The 26442-nt window shown below is 71.1% G+C and carries 24 protein-coding genes; 10 read left to right on the top strand and 14 right to left on the bottom strand.

What is annotated here, in order from left to right:
• The first annotated feature begins 59 nt into the window (after window positions 1-59).
• A complete protein-coding gene (locus ACWIHY_RS19110) occupies window positions 60-827 on the top strand; it encodes an SDR family NAD(P)-dependent oxidoreductase (RefSeq protein WP_454376808.1) in 768 nt (255 codons plus the stop codon).
• A gap of 107 nt (window positions 828-934) precedes the next feature.
• On the top strand, window positions 935-1384 hold the full coding sequence (locus tag ACWIHY_RS19105; protein ID WP_454376807.1) for a MerR family transcriptional regulator: 450 nt from the start codon (window positions 935-937) through the stop codon (window positions 1382-1384).
• Here the strand turns inward: ACWIHY_RS19105 and ACWIHY_RS19100 are convergent.
• Window positions 1315-1788, bottom strand: coding sequence for a cupin domain-containing protein (locus ACWIHY_RS19100; RefSeq protein ID WP_454376993.1), 474 nt, complete (start codon window positions 1786-1788; stop codon window positions 1315-1317). The two genes, ACWIHY_RS19105 and ACWIHY_RS19100, sit on opposite strands and share 70 nt — an antisense overlap.
• 249 nt (window positions 1789-2037) lie before the next feature.
• Here ACWIHY_RS19100 and ACWIHY_RS19095 point away from each other — a divergent pair, with 249 nt between their 5' ends.
• A complete protein-coding gene (locus ACWIHY_RS19095) occupies window positions 2038-2706 on the top strand; it encodes a peptidase (RefSeq protein ID WP_454376806.1) in 669 nt (222 codons plus the stop codon).
• A gap of 344 nt (window positions 2707-3050) precedes the next feature.
• Here ACWIHY_RS19095 and ACWIHY_RS19090 read toward each other — a convergent pair whose 3' ends face one another.
• Window positions 3051-3782 carry a DUF7873 family protein gene (locus ACWIHY_RS19090; RefSeq protein WP_454376805.1) on the bottom strand — a complete coding sequence of 244 codons (732 nt, stop codon included), beginning with the start codon at window positions 3780-3782 and terminating at the stop codon, window positions 3051-3053.
• A 72-nt stretch (window positions 3783-3854) separates the two neighbouring features.
• On the opposite strand from ACWIHY_RS19090, the gene ACWIHY_RS19085 reads away from it, so the two are divergent.
• From ACWIHY_RS19085 to ACWIHY_RS19075, 3 genes are all read left to right on the top strand, one after another.
• The gene (locus ACWIHY_RS19085; RefSeq protein WP_454376804.1) at window positions 3855-4313 is read left to right on the top strand and encodes a hypothetical protein; all 459 of its coding nucleotides are present in this window, start codon (window positions 3855-3857) and stop codon (window positions 4311-4313) included.
• 20 nt (window positions 4314-4333) lie between these two features.
• Window positions 4334-4999 (top strand): DUF2293 domain-containing protein, encoded by a 666-nt coding sequence (locus ACWIHY_RS19080; RefSeq protein ID WP_454376803.1) that lies wholly within the window; start codon window positions 4334-4336, stop codon window positions 4997-4999.
• 446 nt (window positions 5000-5445) lie between these two features.
• The gene (locus ACWIHY_RS19075; RefSeq protein WP_454376992.1) at window positions 5446-7527 is read left to right on the top strand and encodes a TerD family protein; all 2082 of its coding nucleotides are present in this window, start codon (window positions 5446-5448) and stop codon (window positions 7525-7527) included.
• 28 nt (window positions 7528-7555) lie between these two features.
• On the opposite strand, the gene ACWIHY_RS19070 is transcribed toward ACWIHY_RS19075, so the two are convergent.
• The 5 genes from ACWIHY_RS19070 to ACWIHY_RS19050 form a co-directional block, all read right to left on the bottom strand.
• Window positions 7556-7762 (bottom strand): hypothetical protein, encoded by a 207-nt coding sequence (locus ACWIHY_RS19070; protein ID WP_454376802.1) that lies wholly within the window; start codon window positions 7760-7762, stop codon window positions 7556-7558.
• Between the two features lie 345 nt (window positions 7763-8107).
• The gene (locus tag ACWIHY_RS19065; RefSeq protein WP_454376801.1) at window positions 8108-9322 is read right to left on the bottom strand and encodes an SWIM zinc finger family protein; all 1215 of its coding nucleotides are present in this window, start codon (window positions 9320-9322) and stop codon (window positions 8108-8110) included.
• Window positions 9319-12171, bottom strand: coding sequence for an SNF2-related protein (locus ACWIHY_RS19060; RefSeq protein WP_454376800.1), 2853 nt, complete (start codon window positions 12169-12171; stop codon window positions 9319-9321). Before ACWIHY_RS19060 ends, ACWIHY_RS19065 begins: the two co-directional genes overlap by 4 nt.
• 301 nt (window positions 12172-12472) lie before the next feature.
• A complete protein-coding gene (locus ACWIHY_RS19055) occupies window positions 12473-12895 on the bottom strand; it encodes a DoxX family protein (RefSeq protein WP_454376799.1) in 423 nt (140 codons plus the stop codon).
• Between the two features lie 89 nt (window positions 12896-12984).
• Window positions 12985-13989, bottom strand: coding sequence for an acyltransferase domain-containing protein (locus tag ACWIHY_RS19050; protein WP_454376798.1), 1005 nt, complete (start codon window positions 13987-13989; stop codon window positions 12985-12987).
• Between the two features lie 135 nt (window positions 13990-14124).
• Between ACWIHY_RS19050 and ACWIHY_RS19045 the strand changes: the two genes are divergently transcribed.
• A complete protein-coding gene (locus ACWIHY_RS19045; protein WP_454376991.1) occupies window positions 14125-14382 on the top strand; it encodes a DUF6343 family protein in 258 nt (85 codons plus the stop codon).
• A 103-nt stretch (window positions 14383-14485) separates the two neighbouring features.
• Here the strand turns inward: ACWIHY_RS19045 and ACWIHY_RS19040 are convergent, their stop codons facing one another.
• From ACWIHY_RS19040 to rpsA, 4 genes are all read right to left on the bottom strand, one after another.
• Window positions 14486-14854: a tetratricopeptide repeat protein gene (locus ACWIHY_RS19040; RefSeq protein ID WP_454376797.1), complete on the bottom strand. Its 369-nt coding sequence runs from the start codon at window positions 14852-14854 to the stop codon at window positions 14486-14488.
• A gap of 258 nt (window positions 14855-15112) precedes the next feature.
• Complete coding sequence (coaE, locus tag ACWIHY_RS19035) at window positions 15113-15721, bottom strand: dephospho-CoA kinase (protein WP_454376796.1); 609 nt, start codon at window positions 15719-15721, stop codon at window positions 15113-15115.
• Between the two features lie 33 nt (window positions 15722-15754).
• The gene (locus ACWIHY_RS19030) at window positions 15755-16636 is read right to left on the bottom strand and encodes a PAC2 family protein (RefSeq protein WP_454376990.1); all 882 of its coding nucleotides are present in this window, start codon (window positions 16634-16636) and stop codon (window positions 15755-15757) included.
• A gap of 325 nt (window positions 16637-16961) precedes the next feature.
• Window positions 16962-18476: a 30S ribosomal protein S1 gene (rpsA, locus tag ACWIHY_RS19025; protein ID WP_138903527.1), complete on the bottom strand. Its 1515-nt coding sequence runs from the start codon at window positions 18474-18476 to the stop codon at window positions 16962-16964.
• A 361-nt stretch (window positions 18477-18837) separates the two neighbouring features.
• Between rpsA and ACWIHY_RS19020 the strand changes: the two genes are divergently transcribed.
• Window positions 18838-19695, top strand: coding sequence for a class I SAM-dependent methyltransferase (locus ACWIHY_RS19020; RefSeq protein ID WP_454376795.1), 858 nt, complete (start codon window positions 18838-18840; stop codon window positions 19693-19695).
• A 4-nt stretch (window positions 19696-19699) separates the two neighbouring features.
• A complete protein-coding gene (gene hrpB, locus ACWIHY_RS19015) occupies window positions 19700-22210 on the top strand; it encodes an ATP-dependent helicase HrpB (protein WP_454376794.1) in 2511 nt (836 codons plus the stop codon).
• Window positions 22211-22263: 53 nt separating this feature from the next.
• Here hrpB and ACWIHY_RS19010 read toward each other — a convergent pair whose 3' ends face one another.
• From ACWIHY_RS19010 to ACWIHY_RS19000, 3 genes are all read right to left on the bottom strand, one after another.
• Complete coding sequence (locus tag ACWIHY_RS19010; RefSeq protein ID WP_454376793.1) at window positions 22264-23262, bottom strand: DUF3068 domain-containing protein; 999 nt, start codon at window positions 23260-23262, stop codon at window positions 22264-22266.
• Window positions 23263-23274: 12 nt separating this feature from the next.
• Window positions 23275-23412 carry an SPW_0924 family protein gene (locus tag ACWIHY_RS19005; RefSeq protein WP_454376792.1) on the bottom strand — a complete coding sequence of 46 codons (138 nt, stop codon included), beginning with the start codon at window positions 23410-23412 and terminating at the stop codon, window positions 23275-23277.
• 150 nt (window positions 23413-23562) lie between these two features.
• Window positions 23563-25344, bottom strand: coding sequence for a lytic transglycosylase domain-containing protein (locus ACWIHY_RS19000; RefSeq protein WP_454376791.1), 1782 nt, complete (start codon window positions 25342-25344; stop codon window positions 23563-23565).
• Between the two features lie 188 nt (window positions 25345-25532).
• On the opposite strand from ACWIHY_RS19000, the gene ACWIHY_RS18995 reads away from it, so the two are divergent.
• Window positions 25533-26432, top strand: coding sequence for a DUF4184 family protein (locus tag ACWIHY_RS18995; RefSeq protein ID WP_454376790.1), 900 nt, complete (start codon window positions 25533-25535; stop codon window positions 26430-26432).
• The last annotated feature ends 10 nt before the right edge of the window (window positions 26433-26442 follow it).

The following is a 26442-nucleotide window of genomic DNA, read 5'->3' as shown; positions in this document are numbered from 1 at the left end:
GCACGCCGTCAGCAGCCGGTTTGACCCTGTCACTGGCGTCAGGGTTCAACCATGGCCGCATGAACGCCGCGAAGCAGCAAAGTCACCGGCAGTACGTCGTCATCGTCACCGGCGCGGGTACGGGCATCGGCCGCGCCACCGCCCGGACGTTCGCCGCCGCGGGCGCCGACGTCGTCGCGGTGGGCCGCAGGCCGGGGCCGCTCGCCGAGACTTCGGAGGCACACCAGGGCATCCGCCCGCTGGTCGCGGACATCACGGCCGACGGCGCCGCCGAGGAGATCGTACGTACGGCTGTCGAGGAGTACGGGCGGCTGGACGTACTCGTCAACAACGCCGGCATCGTGAGCGGCGGATCACTCGACACGCTCTCGCGCGAGACGGCGGAGGCGCAGCTCGCGACGAACCTCGTGGCCCCCGCGCTGCTCGCCCGGGCCGCGCTGCCCGCACTGGCAGCTTCGGGAAGCGGCGTGATCGTGAACGTCAGCACATCGGTCGGCCAGCGTGCCTGGCCCGGCAACTCCCTGTACGCCGCGTCGAAGGCCGCACTCGAACTCCTCACCCGCAGCTGGGCGGTGGAGCTGGCACCGCGCGGCATCCGCGTCGTAGCCGTGGCGCCCGGGGCGGTCGGCACCCCGATCGGCGAGCACCAGGGCCTGCCCCCTGCGCGCCGGGCCGCCGTACGGGAATGGCAGGTGGCGCACACTCCGCTGGGGCGGATCGGGCGCCCGGAGGAGGTGGCGTGGGCGATCGCGCAACTGGCTTCGCCGGGCGCGTCGTTCGTGACGGGGGTGGTACTGCCCGTGGACGGCGGGGCGGTGGTGGCGTGATACGACTGCCACCGGGCGGCCGAGGAGACGATCCGAGGCTGCTGAGATCGGTGAGACCAGTGAGGTCTGTGAGGTCTGTGAGGTCGGTCGGAACGGAGGCGAGGTCCATGCGTATCGGCGAACTGGCACGGGCGACGGGCACGACCGCCCGCGCCCTGCGCCACTATGAGCAGGAGGGCCTGATCTCCTCCCGCCGGGCCGCCAACGGCTACCGCGAGTACGACGAGGAAGTGGCGGTCGTACGCGTACGCAACATCCGCCACCTCCTCGAAGCCGGTCTCACGCTGGAGGACGTCCGCGCCTTCCGGCCGTGCCTGGACGGCGATGTGGCCGCCGCGCCGCCGTCCAGCGGCGGTCTGCGGATCGCGCTGGACCGCCTGGCCGTACTCGACGCGCGGATCGCGGCACAGACCGAGGCCCGGAACAGGCTGGCGGCGGCACTGCACCGGGCGACGGGCGACGACGCGCCCGTCGCCGCCTCCCCCGTCTACTCCCCCGCCGCACACGCCGGTGCGTCGGCGTCGATGGAGAGCGGGCTGCCCGCGGGCAGCATGTAGGTCACGTACAGCACGACCGGCTCGCTCCCGAGGTTGCGCCCGATGTGCCGGTGCTTGGCTCCGGACGGTTCGATAAAGGACTGGCCGGCGCTCGTCGTCTCGACGGAGCAGTCGTCGAGCGTCCGCGACAGGGTGCCCTTCTGTACGACGGCGATGAGCTGCCCGGGGTGGTGGTGCCACCCGGTCGAGCCGCCCGGGGCGATGGTGATGGTGCGTACGACCACATCGGTGACGCCTTTCGCCGTCACCTTCATGGTCCCGTTGGAGGTGCCGGTGGCGAGCACCGTGCCGCTCACTCCGTTGCCGGGCGTCGCGAGCGCGGCGGACGGCACCATGCCGAGCGCCGCCACGCAGCCGCCGAGGACCATGCCCTTGCGCCGCCACCCCCGCTCACCGGTCCGCATGAACTGCAACAACCCCAAGAATCCCATTGGACCCCCTCCAACTCCCGCGCACGGGACGGGGATTCGATCGGAACCCCCGTCGCCTGAACCGCCGAAACGGCCTCACCGTATCCGAGACCGACCCCCGCCCCCAGGGGTAGCGCACGACGGTTGTGCGAGCGATCGGGAACGGCTTCGATGCCTCCCGTACGCTGATGATCCGGATACGGCGATCAGCCGTATCCGCCGATTCCGGAGTGGATGCGCCCAGTGACCAGCCCAGTGACCAGCCCAGCCGGCTCATCCGACGCCCTCTGCCCCACCTGCCGCTTCCCCGTCCACACCCAGTTCGCCTCCCCCGGTCTGATCGAGCGGATCGTGTACGGCGGCCTGGACCCGGCGGCGGACCCGGCGTGGGAGTCCTCGGGTGCGGCGACGGTGGAGGAGTACGCCCAGTGGTGCGGGCACCTGTGCGGCGTGACATGCCTGCGCATGGCCCTTGGCGCCGATGCCCCGTCCCTCTTCGCGCTCCGCGACGGGGCGCTGAAGTACGGGGCGTACACGCAGGACGCCGGGGGAACGATCCGCGGTCTGATCTACGCCCCGCTGGCGGCGTACGCGGAAGAGGCACACGCCCTGCCCACCACGGTCCACCGCCATCTGACGGCGCCCGAGGTCCTCGGACTCCTGGACCGCGGCAGGACAGTCATGGCATCCGTCCACTACGAAATCCGCAATCCCGACCGCGAGCCCCCGGCCAGGGGCGGCCACCTGGTCCTGATCACGGCCCGTACGCCCGACGGCGAGGGCATCCACTTCCACAATCCGTCCGGCACGACCGCGGCCACCCGGGCCGCGAATCTCCCGCTCGCCACCTTCGAACGGTTCTTCGCGGGCCGCGGGGTTTCCTTCCGGACGGAAGCGGGCCCGGGGGCGTAGCCGGCCCCCGAGCCCTGTTCAGTGCCGCCCGTCTGGCACGCCGTCCAGTAAGGGGACCAGGTCAGTCGTTATGTCGCCGCGTCATGCCTTTAGACCACCGCGGACCGAGCTCCACGGGCCGGAATTGAACCGGCATCTCGACGTGCATGGGCCTGGGCCCGGTTGAACCGGCGATCGGCGGCGAATGCTGAGTCTGGAGCAAGAGTCTGAGATTGATCGCGGCCCGTAGCCGGCATCCGGCTGCGTACCGCGACAGTCACGACGAACTTCAGTTTCAGCTTGCGCTCCTCGCGCACCCCGACCGCACGATGGCGGCCGGGGAGTCATTGAAGCTACCCGACCGGTTACCCGAACAGGTAGCCGAAAAAGGCGTCTCCCACCCGCTGGTCCGTGACCTCGGCGCCGTTCGCCTCTTCCCGCGCGAACTTCACCGCCTGCTGGAGCTTTTCCACCCGCTCGAGCAGCTCGTTCACACGGCGGGCCGTCAGCGCGCCGGAGAACTTCACGGTCGTCCAGTACCCGACCGGAATGTCCTCGTAGTACACCTCGACCTGCGCCGGGTGCTTGTCGGTCGCCTCCGCCTTCACGTGGTTGCGCGGCACCTTCTTCGTACGAAGGGTCCGCACCGCGTCGGTCTTCCAGTCGTCGGTCGACGGATCCAGCGTCCACGCCTCGGAGGCGTCGAGCACCGGCAGCTTCCGCACGAAGGCACTGATGTCGGCCAGCTGCTTCTCCAGGAAGAGCAGATAGGAGACCGGCGCCCCGCTCACCAGCACCCGCCCGTCGACGGTCACGTCGGCGCGGGCGGTGCAGTTGGCCCAGTCCTTGGTGGCGGTCACGTCGAACAGCCGGGTCAGCGTCTTCGCGGTATCGCGCAGTACGTCCTCGGCCTTGACCTGGACGCGCGTGGACTCGGGCGGCAGCTGCTCACCCTCCTCGTCCTTCGCCTGGTACGTGCGCGAGATGCCCGCGAGCAGGGCGGGCTTCTGGAGGCTGTGCTGAGCCGCCGTCAGGTCCTGCTGCGCCTTGGACTTGACGCCTTTCTCGACTGCGATGATCTGATTGAGTTTCGCCACGTCCATGACGCTAGCAACATCAACTGGCCGAACTCGAACGATTATTCACACTGCACGGGGAGACACACCGCCATGGGGACAGCCCTCATCGCCGTCATAGGCACCCTGCTCGGCTCGGTCGCCACGCACCTCTTCCAGCGCCAGACGGCAGAACGGACCGCCGCCCTCGCCCGCGCGGAACAGCTCCGCCAGGAGCGGATCTCCGCGTACAGCCATTTCGCCGGCGCGCTCGTGGACTACCGCCGCGCGCAGAACGACCGCTGGCACCGCAAGGCCGAGGCGCCGGACAGCGCCGACGCCAAGAACTCGCGCCTCGACTCGTATCCGCTGCGCTCGGCCGCCCGGCAGGCTTTGATCCGCGTACAGCTCGTCTGCGCGGACCGCGACGCCGTACGACTGGCCCAGTCGGCGCTGGAGTTCACCCACAGCATGCACGGCGCGGGGGACGAGCCGGAACGCGCCCGCCGCTCCGAGCAGGCCAAGGAAGCCCTGGCGAATTTCATCGACGCGGCGGCCCCCAGCGTGCGCTGACAGCTGGGTACGCTCCCCCCATGGACCTGGTGGCGATCGAACCAGAACCACACAAGCGGAGACACTGCGCGGAGTGCCGCCAAGGCCCTCTGCGCTTCCACACCCTCGAGTTCAACGCCGTCATCTGCCTCGACTGCGCGGACCTGGCGCACCTGGTCTATCTCCCGCGGGGCAACGCGGCGCTGACGCGCAGGGCCCGTGAGACGAGCGCGCTCTGGGCGGTGGTCGTACGCCACAACCGACGCCGCAGCCGCTACGAACGCCAGGGCCTCCTCGTCGAGGCCCCGGCCCTGGCCCGCGCCGAGACCGCCTGCCTGGCCGACGCGGAGGCCCGAGCCCGCCGCCGCGCACGCGACGCGACGCGCCGCGCGGCCGAGGACGTACGCTTCACGACCGCCCTGACGGCCGAGATCCTCCGGCTCTTCCCGTCCTGCCCACCGTCCCGCGCCGAGTCCGTCGCGGCCCACACCGGCCTGCGCGGCAGCGGCAGGGTGGGCCGCAGCGCGGCGGGCCGGGCCCTGGACGAGAGCGCGGTAACGGCAGCGGTGAGAGCCGCCGTACGCCACGAGGACACGCCGTACGACGCGCTGCTGATGAGCGGCGTACCGAGGAACAAGGCGCGGGCGCGGGTGGCGGGCGCGATAGAGGCGGTCCTGACGGCTTGGCGCACTGCGCCGCAACCCTGAGTCCGACTCCTACGCCGACGGCAACGGGACCGCCTGCGTACCGAGGGGTGCGGAGGCAGAGTCGATCACATCGTCGTTGCGGCCCGCCCGGCTTCCCCCGTCTCACGGCGGATCTCTGAGGACATGCCCCCACCCGCAGGAGTCACTTCGTGCTGCCTGGGTGGGCATCCCTTGCTGTTCCGCGACTCCGCTGCCGCGGTCGCTGCCGAGACTCACTCGAGCGCCGTGTTCCTCCGACTGACTGAGCAGTTCGCCGGCTGATGCTCCGGAGTGTGTCGCACCCCCATACCGGGTCGAGACAGTTCGTGCAGACATATGCCGTAGGAACAGGTTCGGCCGATACGCTCTCATTCCGCTTCCGTGGGCATCCCGGAAGCGTTCAGGGAGGGCTGTCCTGGCTCAGCCGTTCAGCCCTTGCACCGCCTGGGGGGCTTCACGTGCACGAGATGACCAAGGGCGCCAACGTCGGTCTGGCAGCGCTCAGCGAGAACACCGGATCTGTCACCGTCAGCCTGGGATGGAGCAGCCCCGACGGCGACGGGGACGCCGACGTTTCCGTACTGCTGCTGGGTCCGGACGGGAAGGTGCGCAGCAATGCCGACTTCTTCTTCTACAACAACCCCGCCGCGGCCAACGGCAGCGTGCAGCTCCTCGGCCAGACGCCGACCAGCAACGGCAACGAGGACCGCATTCAGCTGGACCTCACCGCCTTACCCTCCGACGTCGAGCGGGCCGTGGTCGCTGCCAGCCGTCATCAGCGCGCCGCGTTCGGGCAGTTGGAGAACCTCCGGATCACGCTGACCGACGCGGGCGGCGAGCGGCTCCTCGGCTTCTCGATCTCCGGGGCGAGTGTGGAGAGCGCCTTCGTCTTCGGCGAGATGTACCGGCGCAACGACGAGTGGAAGTTCCGGGCGGTCGGGCAGGGTTACGAGACCGGGCTGGCCGGACTGGCCACCGACTACGGCATTGAGATCGACGATGACGACGAACAGGATGCCGGGTCAGCAGAGGTCGCAGGTGCCGCAGAGGCCGCAGAGGCCGCACAAGAGGAGACGGAGGACGTCTGCGGCGCGGCGCCGGTCCCGGCGGCTGTTCCGGCGCCGAGGCCGGCCGCGTGTACGCCCGTCGTGGACGTTCCGGTCGTCGCGGTTCCGGTGGTCGTCCCGGCTCAGGCCGCTCCTGCCCCCGCCGCTTCCGCGCGCCGGCTGCGTACCGCCAGGAAGAAGGTCACACTCCCCAAGGCGCCCAGGAAGTCGCTGGCGGAGAACGACTCCTGGCGCAGCGCCCGGCTGTTCCCCGCTTCCTCGCTCAAGAACGACAGGGAACGCGAGATCCGGGCGACCTCCATCCTGCTGTCCGTCATGGCCCACGTGCCGGAGTTCGGCCGGCGGCTCACTGCCGGATTCGGTGCGCCGTCCGGCCACATCGAGACCTTTACGGAAGTCACGCTGCCGAACGGCGACAGCCCCAGGCGCCCGGACGGCATCATCCGCATCGAGCGGGCGGGCAAGCTCTGGACAGCACTGGTGGAGACCAAGACCAACGGAAATCCGCTCAAGGACCAGCAGGTCCAGGACTACATGGACATCGCTGCCCGACGCGGGTACGAGGCCGTGATCACGATCTCCAACGATGTGGCACTCGAAGGCAGTCCCCTCGTCGATGTCAAGATCGACGGCCGCCGGAAACACAAAGTGGCCCTATGGCACCTTTCCTGGGCCGAAGTCACCCACCAGGCGCAGATGCTGATCCGCCACGAGGGCGTACGGAACGAGATCCGCGCCTGGATGCTCCAGGAACTCCTCCAGTACCTCCAGCACGAGAATTCCGGTTGTCACGGCTTCCAGAACATGGGACCTGCCTGGGTACCGGTACGCAATGGCATCGACCAGGAGACCCTCTGCCCGGGCGACCAGCGCGCCGTGCTCGTGGTCGAGAGCTGGGAACGGCTCATCCGGCAGGTCTGCCTGAGACTGGGCGGTGAGCTCGGCGAGAAGGTCATGCCGGTCCAGCGCGCCAAGCGGGGCACCGACCCGCAATCCCGGCGCACCGCGCTCGCGGAACGCTTCTGTGAGGACGGACGGCTGGACGCCGAAATCCGCATCGACGGGGCGGCCGGAGTCCTGGCTGTCACCGCCGACCTCCGGCTGGGCAAGCTGCGTACGTCCATCGACGTCGTGGCTCCCGACCAGGTGTACCCCCTCAGCAGGGTCAAGCGCCTGCTGAAGCAGCTCGTGGAAGCACCGGCCGACTTGCATGTGCAGACCCTTCTTGGCGGTCAGGGCGCAGGCCCGCGCGGCACGCTCGAGAAGCTCCGGCCCGAACCTGGAGATCTCGTTCCGAGGAATGCCGGACAGATTTCCGGTTTCCGGCTGTCCCTCTCCAAGAGCGTCGGCAGCACGCGTGGCAACGCCGAGTCCGGATTCATCCGCAGTGTCGACGACGCGGTGGACCGCTTCTACTCGAGTGTCATCGTGCACTTGGAGCCGCGGGCCGGTCGCCGGTCACCGGAGGGCGCGCCGGCCTGAGGCCGACGGGGCAGCGGGCATGGCTGAGCTACCCGTGCCAGACGCAGGCATGGCGGTGGCGGGGCGGGGGATGGTCGAGGTCCTCGGCGGTGGAAGGGGAAGCCCGGAGTTGCTTGCGGGCTCGGGTGGTGAACTGGTGGAGGGCGGCGCGGGCTCGGGACTCGTGTTCGGGGCGGCCGTTGATCGGGGTGCCCGAGGCGCGGGGGAAGGTGCAGGACGCGAGGCTGTGGGTCATGCGCTCCGGGGTGGGCCGGCGGCCTGCCCGGTGGGCGGCGCGGAGTTCCGCAGTGGAGTAGCGGAGGTCCGTGAGGGCGTGAGCCGTCCACGACGTGGAGACGGCGGATCCGGTGGACCACCAACTCGAGCCGCGGTGCTGTAGTGGAGTGTGGTGGGCGGTACGGGACATGAGGGCCTCTGGCGACGGGCCGCCGGTCGTCCCGGCATGGCCGTGTCGGCGGCCGTGAAGCGGCCGTATCGCTTGGTGTGCTCGGGTGCAGCCTGGTGCTCGCGGCCCGATGCTGTCGCGTGCTTTTCCGTCGGCGGGCTGCGGCTCGCGGGGCCAAGTGGGCTCCCGCCCGGTTCAGGCGTCGAGCAGCGCCGTCAGGGCGCCCACCGGGTCTTCGTCCGGGGTGCCCGTCGGCCACCAGTCGTCCGTGCCCGGGTCCGATTCGTAGGGGTACCAGCGGTCGTCGTGGCCCAGGCGGAGCTGGATGCCGCGTTCCGCGTCGGTGAGGTGGTTGCGGTGGGGGCGCAGGCGGGGGAGGTCGGCGGCGGACAGGGCCGGGCGGGCCCGGTCGAAGGGGCCCGCCGGGGGGTCCCAGGGCGTTTCGAGCACGGCGAGTCCGGTCAGGCCGCCCTGTTGCCAGGCTGCCACCGCGCGTGCCAGGTCGGTGGGGCTGCGGTCGTTCGCGGCGGCCAGGGTGGCATACAGCTTCCGGGTCGCGGCGGTCAGGCCCGAGCCCGGCTGGGCGGCGGCCAGGCGGACCGCGTCCTGCCAGGCGGTGAGCGTGGCGATGGGGTCCGTACCGGTGGTCAGGAGCGCGTGGGCGCGGGCCGCCGCGTCCGTCACCAGGAGGTCCAGCGAGAGGGGGTCCGGGGCGCCTCGCGTGCCCGGGTACGCGCCGGAGGCGTGACCGGGGTGCGGGGGAAGGGGAAACGGGCCCGGGAGCGGCGGGAGCGTATGCGGGGTCAGGGCGGTGTCGGCCGGTACGCCGGGGAAGGGCGGGGGTGCGGGCTTCTCGCGGGCCGAGTGGGCGGCGTTGCGACGGGCGAGGTCGTCGAGGAGGTCGCGTTCCGCCCGGCCGCGCATCAGGAGCAGGACGAACGGGTCGGCGTCCAGAAGGCGTGCCGTCTCGTAGCAGAGTGCGGCCGCGTGCTTGCAGGGGTGGCCGCGGTCCGGGCACGAACAGGACGGGACCAGGTCGCCCGGGGCCGGCAGCAGGTCGACGCCCACCCCGGACGCCGAATCCACCAGGGAGTGCGGCATGTCCTTGTCGAGCAGCGCCGCCATGTGGGACGGATTGGCCGCCGCCATGGCCAGGAAGCGGTCCCAGTCGTCGTCGGAGAGCGTGCGCAGGCGGATCTCCGTACGGTACGGACGGGAGCGGCTGCCCCGTACGTACGTGATGATCCGGCCCGGCGTCACACTGATCGCGCCGACGTTTCCCTCACTGGCGTACGTATGGCCGCGCGCCAGGCGGGCCGGGTCGAGTGAGAGGGCTTCCAGTGCCTCGACCCACGCGTTGCCCCACCAGCTGCTGCCGCTGACGGCGCCGCCCCTGCCGTTCGCGCTCATGACGGCCTCCGCAGGGAGACCAGGTCGGCCAGCTCGCGGTCGGTGAGTTCGGTCAGGGCCGCTTCTCCGCCGCCGAGGACCGCGTCCGCCAACGCCCGCTTGGAGGTGATCAGTTCGGCGATGCGATCTTCCACCGTGCCCTCCGCGATCAGCCGGTGCACCTGTACCGGCTGGGTCTGGCCGATCCGGTACGCGCGGTCGGTCGCCTGGTCCTCGACCGCCGGGTTCCACCAGCGGTCGTAGTGGATGACGTGGGCGGCCCGGGTGAGGTTCAGGCCGGTGCCGGCCGCCTTGAGGGAGAGCAGGAAGACCGGAATCTCGGCGGACTGGAAGCGGTCCACCATCTCCTCCCGCTGGGCGACGGGCGTTCCGCCGTGCAGGAGCTGGGACGGGACCGCGCGGGCCGTCAGGTGGTCGGCGAGCAGACGGGCCATGGTGACGTACTGCGTGAAGATCAGGACCGAGCCGCCCTCGGACAGGATCGTGTCGAGAAGCTCGTCGAGCAGTTCGAGCTTGCCGGAACGGCCGGTCAGGCGCCGCGTGTCCTCCTTCAGATACTGCGCGGGGTGGTTGCAGATCTGCTTGAGGGAGGAGAGGAGCTTCATGACGAGGCCTCGGCGTGCGATGCCTTCCGACTCCTCGATGGCCGCCATGGATTCGCGTACGGACGCTTCGTAGAGGGAGGCCTGTTCGCGGGTGAGCGAGACGGGGTGGTCGGTCTCCGTCTTGGGCGGGAGCTCCGGCACGATGCCCGGGTCGGACTTCTTGCGGCGCAGGAGGAAGGGGCGTACGAGACGGGCGAGGCGCTCGGAGGCCTCGTCGTCCTCGCCGCTCTCGACCAGGCGCGCGTGCCGGGCGCGAAAGGACTTGAGCGGGCCGAGCAGGCCCGGTGTCGTCCAGTCGAGGAGCGCCCACAGCTCGGAGAGGTTGTTCTCCACGGGCGTTCCGGTCAGGGCGATGCGGGCGGGGGCCGGGATGGTGCGCAGCGCCTTCGCCGTGGAGGAATACGGGTTCTTGACGTGCTGCGCCTCGTCGGCGACGACCATCCCCCAGGTGTGGGCCGCCAGTTCGGGCGCGCTGGTGCGCATGGTGCCGTACGTCGTGAGCACGAAGCCCGCGTCGCCTTCGTTCGTGTCGTCGAGCGTCCGGTCCGCGCCGTGGAAGCGGCGGACGGGGACGCCGGGGGCGAAGCGCGTGATCTCGCGCTGCCAGTTGCCGAGGAGGGACGCGGGGCAGACGACGAGTGTGGGGGCGCTGCGGGCTCGGCGGAGGTGGAGGGCGATGACCGTGATGGTCTTGCCCAGGCCCATGTCGTCGGCGAGGCAGCCGCCGAGGCCGAGGGCGGTCATCTGGTCCAGCCAGGCAAGCCCGCGCAGCTGGTAGTCGCGCAGGGTGGCGTCGAGGCCGGGCGGCTGGGGGACGGGCGGAGTGCCGGTTCCTGTACCTGCCGTGAGGCGGTCCCGCAGTGCGGCCAGGGCGCCCACGGGGACCGCTTCGACCTGCTCCCCGTCTACCTCCGCGCTGCCGGTGAGAGCCGCCGCCAAGGCGTCCACCGGCTGCAGAAGGCCCAGTTCGCGCTTGCGCGCCTTGCGTACGAGCGCCGGGTCGACCACCACCCACTGGTCCCGGAGCCGGACGACGGGGCGGTGTGCCTCGGCGAGCGCGTCCATGTCAGCCTCGCTGAGCGGCTCGCCGCCGACCGCCAGCTGCCAGCTGAACGCGAAGAGCTCCTGGGCGTCGAAGAACGGTGTGCCGTCGGTCGCGGACCCGGGCGCGGAGCGTACGACCGCGGTCGCCGTGAGCGTACGGGCCAGCTCCCTCGGCCAGTGGACCATGACGCCCGCCGCGCCGAGCCGGACCGCCGCTGGACCCAGCAGCTCGTACAACTCGTCCTCCGACAGCGGCAGTACGTCGGGAACCGTTCGCTCCAGGAGACGGCCGAGCGGGTCCCAGACCCGAGCCGCGCGGCGCAGCGCCAGCACCGCGTCGATGCGGGCACGCGGGCCGAAGCCTTCGCTGCCGCCGCCCGACCACAGGGCGGCCGCGTCGATGATGTGCGTGGGGTCGGCCAGGCTGTGCACCTGGACCAGGGCGGTGGCGGCCCGGCGCTCGTCCCCGCCGGTGCCGCTGCCGCCGTCGTGCGTTTCGTCGTCCCGCGTCTCGTTCGCCGCGCTGTCGAAGAGCTCGAACTGCGACAGGTCGAGGCGCAGCGACACGCGTACCCCCGCGTCCATCCCTGCCGCGACCTCCGCCGCCCACTCCCGCAGGCCCGGGAGGTGCTGCGCGGCGCGTGCCGCGAAGGGGGCGCCGACCGCGTACGCCGCTGAGGGCGTCCGGGGCAGGGTGTCCACGGCCGAGTCGAGAAACGCCTTCACCAGGGCCTCGGGGGCGGGGAGCTCGAGCGGCGTACGTCCGGGCAGCGGGACGGCGTGGCCCTCGGGGGGCATGGCTGCGGCGATGGCCCGTACCTGCGCGACGTCGTCGGCGTCGAGTGGTCCTGCCCGCCAGGCGTCGTGATCCCCGGCGGTGAGCCCGGGCAGCAGCCGGCCCCGTGCGGCGAGGTGCAGGGCGTGGAGCGCCGCAGCGCCCCAGCAGCGGGTGGCGGGGTGCGCGGCCGGGTCGTGACGGGCTCGGACCAGCAGGGGCAGGGCGTCGGAGACGGACAGGAGGACGGCGGCCACGGTGTGGCGGCTCACGGCCGTGCCGCCGGGGCCGTGGCGGCGTACGACGGTGATTTCGGTGGACGCGTCGGGCAGCGGACCGCCCTCGGGGTCCCAAAGGGCGACCCTGCCTTCGCGCGGCAGCTCGGCGGGAAGAAACACCGCGGCACGGCGTCCCGTATCCGTCATGACTTCACCCCCGTCCGCGCTGGTCGCATGGTCGTGCTCGTGCGCTCATGGCGCTTGTGGCCTTGTGTCCCTGTCCACGTGCGAGTCTACGGGCGGGGTCTGACACTGGCCGTGGATCACGCCCGGCGCGGGCTGGGGGGCGGCGTACGCATGCACCATGGCGAGGGCGAAGGCGAGGGCGGGAGCAGGAGCGGGAATGGGGACGGGGACGGGGAGCGATAAAGGGGGGCGGGGAGCAGGGTGGGGCTGGTGAGACCAGGACCCAGCGACCCCGCCAGCCTCACCCCTCGTCCCCGGCGCCCTACCGGCGCGCCTTCACCCCCAGGACAGGACGGAGGTGGTGCCGGCGGGCCCACGCGATGGCCATGAGCGGCACCAGCAGGATCAGCGGCGTCGCAGCGTTCTCACCGTCGAACACACCGAGTTGGGTGACGAACGCCCCGATCATCAGCGCACCGAGGGCGAGCGCCGCCACCCCGGACAGGACGGGAATCAGCAACGCGATCGCGCCCGCCAGCTCCAGGCCCCCGACGAGGTACATGAACCAGTCGCCGAAGCCGATCTTGTCGAAGGCCTCCGACGCCGACGAGTGCCCGACGAGTTTGGGGGACGCGCTCGGGACGGCGAAGAACACGGCCAGCAGGATCTGAAGGACGCGTACGGTGATCCGCGCCGCGCGAGAGGTCTCGTTGACGGTGGTGAGGGTGGTCGTGGCCTCGGACATCGTGGTCTCCCTGGGAAGCGGTACGCCTCGTGCTTTCACAGATACAGACCGCGCCGCGCCCCGGAACTCATCGCCGGATCACGACCAACTCACAGCCGGAGCCAGCCTTTTCCCCCGTACCAGTGCCCGCCGGCCCGCAGATGGTCCCCGATGGCCCTCTCCACGGCAGTACGGCGCGGCAGTTGGTCCACCGGCAGGTCCGGATCGCCGAAGACGAAGCCGACGGGCAGCGTGTCGTCCGCTGCCGTCACCGGGTCCAGGGGACGGAAACGGTCCTGAAAACGCACGATGCTGGAGTCCTCCCGCAGATACGCACGCAGTTGCGGATCGAGGAGCCACGAGCGGCACACGCCGACACGGAAGTCCTCCTGCGGACAGTGCCGCGCGAAGAATTCCCGGGCGAGCGCCAGCGATGCGTCGCAGGCGCTCGGCGTCATCGGCCCCCGACAGTCCGGTATGTGCAGGTTCAGGGCGGGGTCGCCCACCTCGACCGGCACCCCTGCCGCCGCCGCCCGTTCCGCCAGGTGCGCGCCGACCCTGGTCCGCTGGAACTGGAGGCGCCCCAGCTGGTAGATCTCGCCCCGGAAGTGCAGCCTGATCCAGAACGGCACCAGCAGCCCGCCCGTTCCAAGCCGGCGCCGGTGCAGGGCCATATTGCGGCCCAGATCGGCCAGCGTACGACGGGAGATCTCGTGCGGCACGGCGTGCTCGCGGTGGTACGCCTCGACGTACGGCAGGGCCGCGACGAACACGTACACCGGGAACAAGCGCCCCGGCTCACCCAGCTCCGCCGGCATCAACGGCAGCTCCAGGCCGCCGCCCTCCACTCCCATGTCCCGCAGCAGGCCCACGACACTCCGCCGGAGCAGCCAGTGCCACTCGGCATCCCCCACCAGAGTGTCCCGCAGCGCGACCAGCGGGTTGATGTCCTCGTGCGGTACGGCAAGGTCCAGCAGCACATCGGGCAGCTCGTCCGCCCCCGGGAGCGCGACAGGACCGAAGCCAAGCCGGTCGAGCTCCTCCGGCTCCTCCAGCTCCTCGAGCTCCTTCAGCCACGCCCCGAGCTTCTGGTCGGCTCGCAGCGTCTGCAGCACGGCCCCCACCGACACCCCCCCCGACGGCCCCTACCACAACTCACCACGGCTTCCGCACTACGCGAACGCGCCGGGCAGGCTACGAGTGCCCCAGCCGGGTAAATATCCACTGGAAGAGGGCGATTGGTCATGATCATGCGTACTGGGAGTGAACCGAAGACCGCACGCAGTCCCCTGCGCCTCCGGCTCGGGCTGGCCCTGTGGGGCCTGCTCTGGACCGTCGGCGGAACGCTCGCCTTCGCCGCCACCGGCCGCACCGGCTGGGCCATCGCCTGCGGCTGCCTCGCCGTCGTGGTCATCGTCGACCTGGTGATGGTCGTACGGCACATGCACCAGGGCCCGCACTACCAGCCCGGCCGCGACATCCCGCCGTACGAGCCACCGCGCCAGTAGCCTCTCCGGCCCCCAGGTTGTTCCCGGTCAACCCTCAGGTTGTTCCCGGTCAAGGAGCGGCCCCCGCAGGCAGCAGTCGCGGGCCGGGAGGCCGCCCACCAGGTCACTCGTCCGCGTCGAACCGCGCCGCCGCCAGGTACTCCGGCTTCGGATCGAGCGCCGCCGCCAGCCGGAAGTGCCGCTGCGCCCGGTCGGCGCGCAAGGCACGCTCGTACGTACGCGCAAGGGCGAAGTGCGCGAACGCGTTGTCGGGCTCCCGCTCCAGCACCAACTGGAATTCGAGTTCCGCCGAGCGCAATTGGGCGGACGCGAAGAAGGCGCGGGCCCGCAACAGCCGCGCCGCCGTGTTCTCCGGGTGGGCCGCTATGACCGAGTCCAGGAGCTTCACGGCTCCGCGCGGATCACGCGCGGCCAGCAAGTGCTCCGCCGCGCGGTAATCGATGATGTGGGTCTCCGGGCTGCTTTCGGGCACGCTGGCATCCTTCCGCTCGCCTCATTCTTTCCAACGGCCCCGGCAGCATGCCGTATTCCGCCAGGAAGACGCCGAGCAGCAACCCGCCGGACACCAGGTCCGAAGCCGGCCAGCTTCTCAGCCGGACGGCCGGTCCGAACAGCCGGACATCCGGACATCCGGACATCCGGACATCCGGACATCCGGACATCCGGTCAGGCGGTCAGGCGGTCAGGCGGTCAGGCGGTCAGGCGGTCAGGCGGTCAGGCGGTCAGGCGGTCAGGCAACCGTCGGCGCCGCCCGCTCGGTCAGTTCCGCCCAGACCTTGCGCACCTGCGGCTCCAGTGCCTCCAGCGGTCCGTCGTTGTCGATCACCAGGTCCGCGATCGCGAGCCGCTGCTCCCGGGAAGCCTGGGCACCCATTCTGGCCCGCGCCTCGTCCTCGGTCATGCCGCGGAGCCGTACAAGCCGGTCCAGCTGGGTCTGCGGTGACGCGTCCACCACGACCACCAGGTCGTACAGCGGCGCGAGGCCGTTTTCCGTAAGAAGCGGTACGTCGTGGATGACGACGGCGTCCGTGCCCGCCCCGCCCTCCAGCTCCGCCGACCGCGCGCCCACCAGCGGGTGGACGATGGCGTTCAGCGTCGCCAGGCGCGAGGCGTCGGCGAAGACGATCGAGCCGAGCTTCGGGCGGTCCAGGCTCCCGTCCGGGGCGAGGATGTCCTCCCCGAAGGCCTCGACGACGGCCGCGAGCCCCGGCGTTCCGGGCTCGACGACCTCCCTCGCGATCTTGTCGGCGTCGATCAGGACGGCTCCGTACGTGACGAGCAGCCGCGACACTTCGCTCTTACCGGCGCCGATTCCGCCGGTCAGGCCCACTTTCAGCATGCGCGGAAGCCTAGACGAGGGGCCCGGAGGGGCCTAGACATCACCCTCCCGCTCGGCGAGAAAGCGTTCGAATTCGAGACCTATCTCGTCCGCCGACGGCAGATCGACGGGCTCGGCGACGAGATTGCCCCGTGTCGCCGCGCCGGCCACCGCGTCGTACTGGTGCTCAAGGCCCTGTACGAGCGAGACGAGCTCCTCGTCGCCCTCACCGACCTGCCGGTCGATCTCGTCCTGCGTACGCCTGGCCTCCGTACGCAGCGAGTGTGCGACGCCCGGCAGCACCAGTCCGGTCGCCGCCGTGATCGCCTCCAGGGCGGTCAGCGCGGCGTCGGGGTACGAGGAACGCGCGACGTAGTGCGGTACGTGCGCCGCGACGCCGAGCACGTCGTGCCCCGATTCCTCGAGCCGGAACTCGACAAGCGACTCAGCACTGCCGGGCACCTGAGCCTCGTCGAACGGGCTGCGGTGGCCAGGCATGAGGTCGGTGCGGTTGCCGTGCGGCGTGATGCCGACGGGGCGGGTGTGCGGGACACCCATGGGGATGCCGTGGAAATTCACCGAGAGGCGCACACCGAGCCGCTCGACGATCTGCCGTACGGCGAGGGCGAACCGCTCCCACTCCACGTCCGGCTCGGGTCCCGAGAGCAGCAGGAAGGGCGCTCCGGTCGCGTCCTGGACGAGCCGGACATCGATCTCGGGCGCCTCGTACTCGGCCCACTTGTCGCGCCGGAAGGTCAGGAGCGGGCGGCGGGCCCGGTAGTCCACCAGCCTGTCGTGGTCGAAGCGGGCCACGACCTGGTGGGGCAGGGTGTCCAGGAGCTTTCCGACGATCTGCTCGCCGGTCTCGCCCGCGTCGATGTAACCGTCGAAGTGGTAGAGCATGACCAGTCCGGCCGACTCCTGCGCGAGCGCCATGTCGACGACGGCGAGGCCCTTCGGCTCCCACTCATACAAATCCTGCGGATCCAGCACGATTACCGCTCCTCCTCGTGTTCCTACGGAAGAACGTGCCGTGAGGCACGGGCATTCCCGCCCCGTGCGCCTTCTCCGGCAGCCTTTCCGGCCGTTCCCGGGAAGCGATGCGCGCCGGCCACGTGCGCGTGCGACATGGGCGGAAGCGGACGTCAGACGACCGTGTACGACCGTGAAGAGGACATGAGCAAGCGGACATGAGTAAGGCCCGCCCCCCATCGGGGAGCGGGCCTTACTTTCAGCCAGTTACCAGCTGGTGGTCAGAGCGTCAGCTCTGGCCGCCCGCCAGCTTCTCGCGGAGCGCGGCCAGCGCCTCGTCCGACGCCAGGGCGCCGGAGTTGTCCGCCGACTCCGAGGAGTAGGAGCCGCCACCGCTGCCGCCGGAGGCAGCCGGGGCGCCGGCGGCCGGGGCAGCAGCACCCTCGGCAGCGGCGGCCTCGTCGGCCTCGCGGGACTTGATGACCTGGGCCTGGTGCTGCTCGAAGCGCTGCTGCGCCTCGGCGTACTGGCCCTCCCACGCCTCGCGCTGGGTCTCGAAGCCCTCGAGCCAGTCGTTGGTCTCGGGGTCGAAGCCCTCGGGGTAGATGTAGTTGCCCTGGTCGTCGTACGACGCGGCCATGCCGTACAGCGTCGGGTCGAACTCGACCGAGGCCGGGTCGGAACCGAACGACTCGTTGGCCTGCTTCAGCGAGAGGCTGATGCGGCGACGCTCGAGGTCGATGTCGATGACCTTGACGAAGATCTCGTCGTTGACCTGGACGACCTGCTCCGGGATCTCCACGTGGCGCTCGGCCAGCTCGGAGATGTGGACCAGACCCTCGATGCCCTCGTCGACGCGCACGAACGCACCGAACGGAACGAGCTTCGTGACCTTACCGGGAACAACCTGCCCGATCTGGTGCGTACGGGCGAACTGCTGCCACGGGTCTTCCTGCGTCGCCTTGAGCGACAGCGAGACGCGCTCGCGGTCCATGTCGACGTCGAGGACCTCGACGGTGACTTCCTGGCCGACCTCGACAACCTCGGAGGGGTGGTCGATGTGCTTCCAGGAGAGCTCGGAGACGTGCACGAGACCGTCGACGCCACCGAGGTCCACGAACGCACCGAAGTTGACGATCGAGGAAACGACGCCGGAGCGGACCTGGCCCTTCTGCAGGGTCGTGAGGAAGGTCTGACGGACCTCGCTCTGGGTCTGCTCGAGCCAGGCACGGCGGGACAGGACCACGTTGTTGCGGTTCTTGTCCAGCTCGATGATCTTGGCCTCGAGCTCCTTGCCCACGTAGGGCTGGAGGTCGCGGACACGACGCATCTCGACGAGGGAGGCCGGCAGGAAGCCACGGAGGCCGATGTCGAGGATGAGACCACCCTTGACCACCTCGATGACGGTGCCGGTGACGATCCCGTCCTCTTCCTTGATCTTCTCGATCGTGCCCCAGGCGCGCTCGTACTGTGCGCGCTTCTTGGACAGGATGAGACGGCCTTCCTTGTCCTCCTTCTGGAGAACAAGAGCCTCGATCTCATCGCCCACGGCGACGACCTCATTGGGGTCGACGTCGTGCTTGATGGAAAGCTCGCGGGAGGGGATGACGCCTTCGGTCTTGTAACCGATGTCGAGCAGGACCTCGTCCCGGTCGACCTTCACGATGACGCCGTCGACGATGTCGCCGTCGTTGAAGTACTTGATCGTCTCGTCGATCGCGGCGAGGAAGGCTTCCTCGTTACCGATGTCGTTGACCGCTACCTGCGGGGTGGTGGAAGCGGTGGTCTCGGTGCTGCTCGTCATGTGGGTAAGGGCTCCGGTACGGACAGTAAGTCGTAGGTACTGCTACGCCGGGAGCCCGTGTCGGCACCTGCTGAAGCCGGGCAGCCTAGGAGGCGCGATTCCGGGGAACGGAAACGCCTCGACAACCGAGGGGACATACAACCGGTGCAAGCGCAGCCTGCTCTGTCTGAGGTGCGCAGGCTCGCAGCGCAACTTGTAGCATACGGGGGCAGCCGGGCAGGGTCAATGCGCGAAGGCGCCCACCCGGGGCGGATCGCCCCATACCCGGCACAACTAAGGTTTGGCGAGGCCGCAACGGCCGCACCGCACTCTGCAGCTACAGGCTCGAGCGGAGCCTACGCAGACGAGACAGACGGGCGCAATGAGCCAGGGTAAAGACGCCACAGATGCTTTCGAGGCCCTCGACAGCTACGTCCCGGACGACGGGGACGAGGGCGAGGCGACCCGCCGCGAGGCCGGCGAGGCGGAGAGCAGCAGGGCGAGCCGGGGCTGGTGGGACCGGAACGCGGACGAGTACCAGAGCGAGCACGGCGCGTTCCTCGGTGACGACCGCTTCGTGTGGGGTCCGGAGGGGCTGGACGAGGCGGACGCCGGCCTGCTGGGTCCGGCGGCGTTCCTGAAGGGACTGGACGTTCTGGAGATCGGCGCCGGCGCCGCGCAGTGCTCGCGCTGGCTCGCCGCGCAGGGCGCGCGCCCTGTGGCCCTGGATCTCTCGCACCGGCAGCTCCAGCACGCCCTGCGGATCGGCGGTGAGGTCCCCCTGGTGCAGGCGGACGCGGGAACGCTGCCCTTCAAGGACGCGTCCTTCGACCTCGCGTGCTCGGCGTACGGGGCGGTGCCCTTCGTCGCCGACCCGGTGGAGGTCTTCCGGGAGGTACGGCGTGTCCTGCGCCCCGGCGGCCGCTGGGTCTTCTCCGTCACGCATCCCGTCCGCTGGGCCTTCCCCGACGAGCCCGGCCCCGAGGGCCTGTCCGTCGCCGCCTCCTACTTCGACCGCACCCCGTACGTCGAGCAGGACGAGGAGGGGCGCGCGGTCTACGTGGAGCACCACAGAACGATCGGCGACCGTGTACGGGACGTGACGGCGGGCGGCTTCCGGCTGGTCGACCTCGTCGAGCCGGAGTGGCCCTCCTGGAACACGCAGGAGTGGGGCGGCTGGTCCCCGTTGCGCGGAAACCTGATCCCGGGAACGGCGATTTTCGTGTGCGTACGAGACTAGGGGCGTGATCCGCACCGACGCCCTCGGGCAGCTTCCCGTACGCACCGCCGTGCCCGCCCTGGAGCGCGCCCTGGACGCGCACGGGACCGCGGTGCTGTGCGCACCGCCGGGGACGGGCAAGACGACGCTGGTGCCGCTCGTGCTGGCCGGGCTGCTCGATCAGGGGCGGCCCACGCGGAAGGTCGTCGTCGCGGAGCCGCGCCGGATCGCGGCACGGGCCGCCGCCCGGCGGATGGCGTGGCTGCTGGGCGAGAGCGTCGGCGTGCGCGTGGGCTTCACCGTGCGCGGGGAGCGCGTGGTGGGGCGCGAGACGGTCGTGGAGGTGGTGACGACCGGCGTACTCCTCCAGCGTCTCCAGCGGGACCAGGAACTCGCCGGGGTCGATGTCGTCGTCCTCGACGAGTGCCATGAGCGGCACCTGGACGCGGACACCGTCGCCGCGTTCCTCCTCGACGTACGGGCCACCCTGCGACCGGAGCTGCGGCTGCTCGCCGCCTCCGCGACGACGGACGCCGAGGGCTGGGCGCGGCTGCTGGGCGACGCGCCGGTGGTGGAGGCTCGGGGCGTCTCGCACCCCGTGGAGACGGTGTGGGCGCCGCCGGCCCGTCCGGTGCGGCCGCCGCACGGGATGCGGGTCGATCCGGCGCTGCTGACGCATGTGGCGGCCGTGGTGCGCAGGGCGCTCGCCGAGCGGGAGGGCGATGTGCTGTGCTTCCTGCCCGGCGTGGGCGAGATCGCGCGCGTGGCGGGCCGGCTGTCCGGGGTGGGGGCCGAGGTGCTCCAGGTGCACGGGCGGGCGCCGGCGGCGGTCCAGGACGCCGTACTGGCCGGCTCCGCCGGGACGCGCAGGGTGGTGCTGGCGACCTCGGTGGCCGAGTCGAGCCTGACGGTGCCCGGTGTACGGGTCGTGGTGGACGCCGGACTCGCGCGTGAGCCCCGCACGGACCACGCGCGGGGCCTGAGCGCGCTCACGACCGTACGGGCGTCGCAGGCGGCCTCCCGGCAGCGCGCCGGGCGGGCCGGGCGGGAGGCGCCGGGAGCGGTCTATCGGTGCTGGGACCAGGCCGACGACGTACGGCTGGCGCGTTTTCCCTCCCCCGAGATCAAGGTTGCGGACCTGACGGCGTTCGCCCTCCAGGCGGCGTGCTGGGGAGATCCCGACGCGAGCGGTCTGGCCCTGCTGGATCCGCCGCCGGGCGGCGCGATGGCGGCGGCCCGTACGGTGCTGGCCGCGATCGGCGCAGTGGACGACTCCGGCCGGGCGACGGACAGAGGCGTACGGCTGGCACGTCTCGGGCTGCACCCCCGGCTCGCGCGGGCGCTCGTCGACGGCGCGCGGGAGGTCGGCTCACGCCGCGCGGCGGAGGTGGTCGCCCTGCTGAGCGAGGAGCCCCCGAGGGAGTACGGCGACGACCTGGCCGCGGCCTGGCGGGCGGCCCGCCGCGGAAACGACGCCTACGGGGCGCGCTGGCGGCAGGAGGCGAGGCGACTGGCTTCGGCGGCGGGCGACTCCGGCGCCCGGGCCCCCGAGGGTGTGGGTGACGATGCCGCCGCCGGCATCGTGGCCGCCTTCGCGTTCCCCGAGCGGGTCGCCAGGGGGCGGGGGGACGGGACCTTCCTGATGGCGTCCGGTACCGGGGCCGAACTGGGCGAGGGGTCGCGGCTGCGCAGCGCGCCGTGGCTGGCCGTCGCCGTCGCCGACCGCCCCGTCCAGGCCGCCTCCGCGCGCGTACGCCTCGCCGCCGTCATCGACGAGGACACGGCGAAGCTGGCCGCCGAGCACCTGCTCGTCTCCGGCGAAGAGGTGCGCTGGGAGGACGGTGACGTCGTGGCGCGGCACGTGCGGCGCCTCGGTGCGGTCGAACTGACCGTACGGGCGCTCAAGAAGCCGGATGGGGAGCGCGTACGGGAAGCGCTGCTCGACGGTCTGCGGCGCGAGGGGCTCGGGCTGCTGCGCTGGACACGCGACGCGCAGGCGCTGCGGGAGCGGCTCGCCTTCCTGCACAAGGTGCTGGGGACGCCCTGGCCGGACGTGTCCGACGCAGCGCTGGCGGACCGTACCGACGATTGGCTGGAGCCGGAACTGTCACGGGCGCGCCGGAGGGCCGACCTGGGCCGGATCGAGGCGGCCCAGGCGCTGAACCGGCTGCTGCCGTGGGCGTCCGGCGACGGGGCCCGGCTGGACGAGCTGGCACCGGAACGGATCGAGGTGCCGAGCGGGTCGCGGGTCCGGGTGGAGTACGGCGGGGAGCAGCCCGTACTGGCGGTGAAGGTCCAGGAGATGTTCGGGCTGGCCGAGACGCCCCGTGTGGCCGGGGTGCCGGTGCTGGTGCACCTGTTGTCCCCGGCGGGGCGCCCGGCGGCCGTCACCGCCGATCTGGCGTCCTTCTGGCGGGACGGGTACCGCGCGGTGCGGGCGGAACTGCGGGGGCGTTACCCGAAGCATCCGTGGCCGGAGGACCCGGCGGCGGCCGTGCCGACGAAATACACGAAGGCGCGCCTCGGGCGCGGCTGAGTACCCACGCGCTGCTCGGGAACGGGCAGAGTTCGTGGCGGTTCCCGAGCGCGTCAGGCGCTGACGGCTGCCTCCGGACGGGGCGCTTCACCGCCGGCCCGCTCCCTCGGCCGGCGGCTCCGCGCCTCCAGGTAGAGGGCGAGCCCGAAAAGGGCCCCGCCCAGGCACAGGAAGCCCCAGGGGAGGTATGACGTGAGCATGAGGACCGCGACACGGTTCGTCCTGACCAGCTCGACAGTCGATTCGATGTAGTCCTCGCGCATCTTCACGTGACCGGCGAAAGCGGTGACCTTGTCGCGGCCGCCCAGGAGGCTGCCGCCGCGCAGCTCTTCCCGGTGGATCTCCTCGCCGTTCACGGGAGCGCCCGTAACGGGGTCGACCCAGAACATCCGCTTGGTGGTGTACCAGCGGGTCGTGCCGGTCTGCTTCTCCAGCTTCGTCGCGTCGATCCCCGGCATGGGCATCTTCTTCGGGTACTTGACCTTGGTCCAGGGGATGGTCTGCTCGAAGTAGTAGACGTCCATTCCGCGGAACGACCGTTCGCCCCTGTAGTGGATCGGGGCGGAGGTGCGGGTCTGCGCGTCGAAGTACTCGTAATCGCGCTTCTCCGTGAGGAAGGGCCATTTGAATTCGATGCCCTCGCGCCTGACCCGGTCGCCGTCGACCATCTCGCCGGTGGCGTGCACCGGGGCCTGGCTGTGCGCGTCGAAGATGTAGCGCTCGGGAATGGCCGAGACCATCTTGCCGTCGGGGCCCTGGACGTACGAAAGGGAGTCCCAGACGACCACGTCGCGGCCGGCGCTGCGCTCGATCTTCTCGGACTCCTCGACGTTGCCCTTGAGGGTCTGGACGATGGTGACCTTCTCGACTTTCTTCGCCTTCATCGAGCCGTACTCGAGAAGCGTCGCGGGTTTCGCCTCGAGCACCATCTCCTGGTACTGGCCGGCCGGGATCTTGGCGAGGCGCGGGAAGGCGTACCAGCGCAGCAGCGGGGACAGGGCGGCGAAGAAGACCGCGAACGCGAGCAGGACCAGGCTGGCTTTACGGCGCACGGCGGGGCCCCTCTACTTCTTCGGCCCGGGAACGGTTGTCAGCAGGGGCTTGGGCGAGGTCTCCCCCGGCGGGGCGCCGACGGCCGTGACGGTGAGGACGAGCGCGAGGGCGGCGGCCAGCCCGATGGCGGCGGCGACGAGAGCACGCATGCCCGGCCTCCCGGAATCTGATACGGCGTCAGGGCGAGGGCACCGTAGCAATGCGGCCGCGAGATGAGAACACGTCGCACCGATGCGCCGCTGCCCCGCCCGGAACGGTCCGGGTGGGGCAGCGGCGGCAGGCCGGTGAGAGGAGCGGGGTTACGCGGTGGGTGTGGGCGAAGGGGACGTCGACGAGTCGGCCGGCGGGGTGGTGGTGGCCGCGGTGACGGTCAGTTCGATGGTGAGGACCACACCGTCGGCGGTCGTCAGACGCAGCTTGTAGGTTCCCGTATTGCCGTCGGTGTAGATCTCGGGAAGCTTCAGCACCCCGTCGGCGTCGGTCTTGAGAGCGGTCAGGGTACGGACCGTCTTGCCGTCGGCGTCCTTGAAGTACGGCCCCTTGTCGTTCTCGACGGGCTTGTCCGCGTCAGCCGTGACCATCGTCGCGGTCACTCCGACACCTGCCGCGGCCTTGCCCTTGTACGTCGCCCTCACCTCGACCGTGTCGGCGAAGGAACCGCCGACGGAGGCCGTGAGCTCCTTGTCGGACGTGCGGGCCAGCGCGTCGGACTGCGGCGCGGGCGCCGGCTCGGCCTTGACGGCGGCGCCGAAGTCGATGGCCGGGGCACGGGTGCCGAGCGCCTGGACGTGGACCATGAACCGGCCGGGCCGGCCGCCCGCGCTGAGCGTGGGAGCGGTGGCGATGCCGTCGACACCGGTGGTGACGACGATGCGCGTTTCGGCGCCCGGGAAGCGCGCCGCCGTGTCACCGACGATCTGGAACTGGACCTTGGCACTCGCGACCGTCCTGCCCGCGGCGGTCTTGGCCCGGACACGCAGCCGGTCGGTGAATTTCTTCCCCTCGGTGGCGGTTACGGTCGCGCTGCCGAGTCGCTCGAGCGTGGCGACGGGCGACTGGGCCGGGGGCCGTGTGGGCGGCGGCGTCGTGGCCGGAGGTGTGGTGGGAGGCGGGGTGGCCGGGGGCTTGGTGCCGTCGCCGTCGTCCGGACTTCCGGGGCGGTTGGGCTTGCCGGGTCGCGGGGTGTCCGGAGCGGACGGCGGAGTTGTCGCACCCGGAACGTCGGGGAGGCCGTTGCCGCTTCCGCTCCCTCTGCCGTGGCTGTCGGGTTCGCCGCTGCCGGGCAGGACCCCGGAGCCGTCCGGCACCTCGTGGTTGCCGCGCCGGTAGAAGTCGAGCCACGACATGACCGTACGCAGGTACTCCCGCGAGCGGTTGTAGCCGAGGATCGCCTGGTCGAGATCGCCCTGGACCGAAAGGTCGCGGTTGTGGGCGCAGAGGTAACGGCCCGCGGCGAGCGCGGCGTCGAAGACGTTGTTCGGGTCCTTCCGGCCGTCGTCGTTGCCGTCCTGCCCCCAGGTCGCCCAGGTGGACGGGATGAACTGCATCGGGCCGACCGCGCGGTCGTGCGTCGAATCCCCGTCGTACGCGCCGTTGTCGGTGTCGGAGATGTTGGCGAAGCCGACGCCGTTGAGCTGCGGGCCGAGGATCGGTGTCAGAGTCGTGCCGTTGGCGTCGACCCGGCCGCCGCGCGCCTGGCCCGACTCGACCTTGCCGATGGCGGCGAGCAGCTGCCACGGGAGGCGGCAGCCGGGCTGGGAGCCTCCGACCGCCTCTTCCGCCCGCTTGTACGCGGCCAGGACAGTCGCCGGTATGCCGGCCTCGGCCGGGCCGGCCACGACGGGGAGGTCTATCGAAGTGCCCGGTTTGTTCGGTGTGTTCAGGGGCGGAAGGTCCGTGAAGTACGGCGAGTTGCCCGTGACCGGGGTGCCGGGCGGCTCGGTCGCCTCTGCGGCTCTCTCGTCGGCGGGCAACGACGTACTGCCCGGCGCCTCGGAGGCGGAGAGCGCTGCCACTACGAGCGCTGCCACCGTGGTGGCTGTGGCCCCTTTGCGCAGCCTGCGACCGAATTGCGCTGCCATACGTCTGGCCCCTCCCGTCAACGGCCGTCCGCGCTCCCCAGCGCGAGGACTCAGGTGACACTACGACAACTCCGGGCGCCGGAACACCGGCCGCTGTCGGCTTATTGCCGCTTGTTCACCGAAATTCAACTCGGAACCATCGACGGCATACTGATCGTCATTGACCAGAAGCGGTCCGAGGGGGATTTTTGCCGTTCACACTGAGCCATGCGGCGGCGGTACTGCCAGGCATACGACGCGACGGTACCGCGCGCGGACCGCTGCTCGCATCCGCCCTCGTCGCAGGGTCGTTCGCGCCCGACATGACCTACTTCGCGGCCACCGCCGCGCCGGCCGCGATGAGCTTCGGGGACGTCACCCACTCCCTCCCAGGCCTCGTCACGGTCGACGTACTCATCACGGCGGCGCTCGTCGGCCTGTGGCTGCTGATGCGCGAACCCCTGCTGGCGCTGGTGCCACGGCGCAGGCAGGCCCGCTTCCACGGCTTCGTACGCGGCCAGCACTGGAACGGGATCCAACTCCCTTCGCTGGCCTGGCGCTTCTCTCTCTCGGCCGCCATCGGCAGCTGTACGCACGTCATCTGGGACAGCTTCACGCATCTCGACCGGTGGGGCATGAGGGTCCTCCCGGTGCTCGGCGAGATCGTCGCGGGCTTCCCGATGTACCTGTACGCGCAGTACGGCGGCTCGGCGGTGGCTCTCGCGGTGATCGTGTGGTTCACGGTCTCCGCCCTGCGGCGCCGGCCGGACGGCCCCGCCCCCGCCTCCGTACCGCTGCTGGATACGCGGGGGAAGTGGACGGCCGGGGGGCTGCTCGCGCTGTGCGTGCTGGCCGGCGTCGTACACCGGTGCGTGCGCTGGTACGCCGCCCAGAGCGTGCCGCTGAAGCCGCTCGACTTCGTCCCGACGGCGTGCTTCGGCGCCGGCGCGGGGCTCGCCGTGGGGCTTGTCCTGTACGCCGTGGGCGTGCGGCTGTGGCTGCGCGGCGCGCCGCACCAGGGCGCCGCGGCCACGGACAGCGGCCCTCAGTCGCCGGGCGGGCACGAGGTGCCTGTCCGGGCCGGAGGGATCATCCGGCCCGGCGACTGAGGGCGCTCCC

It is taken from the genome of Streptomyces sp. NPDC055287, assembly GCF_053646035.1.
The sequence above is the reverse complement of the archived record's forward strand: the minus strand, read 5'-3'. Positions and strand labels throughout refer to the sequence as shown.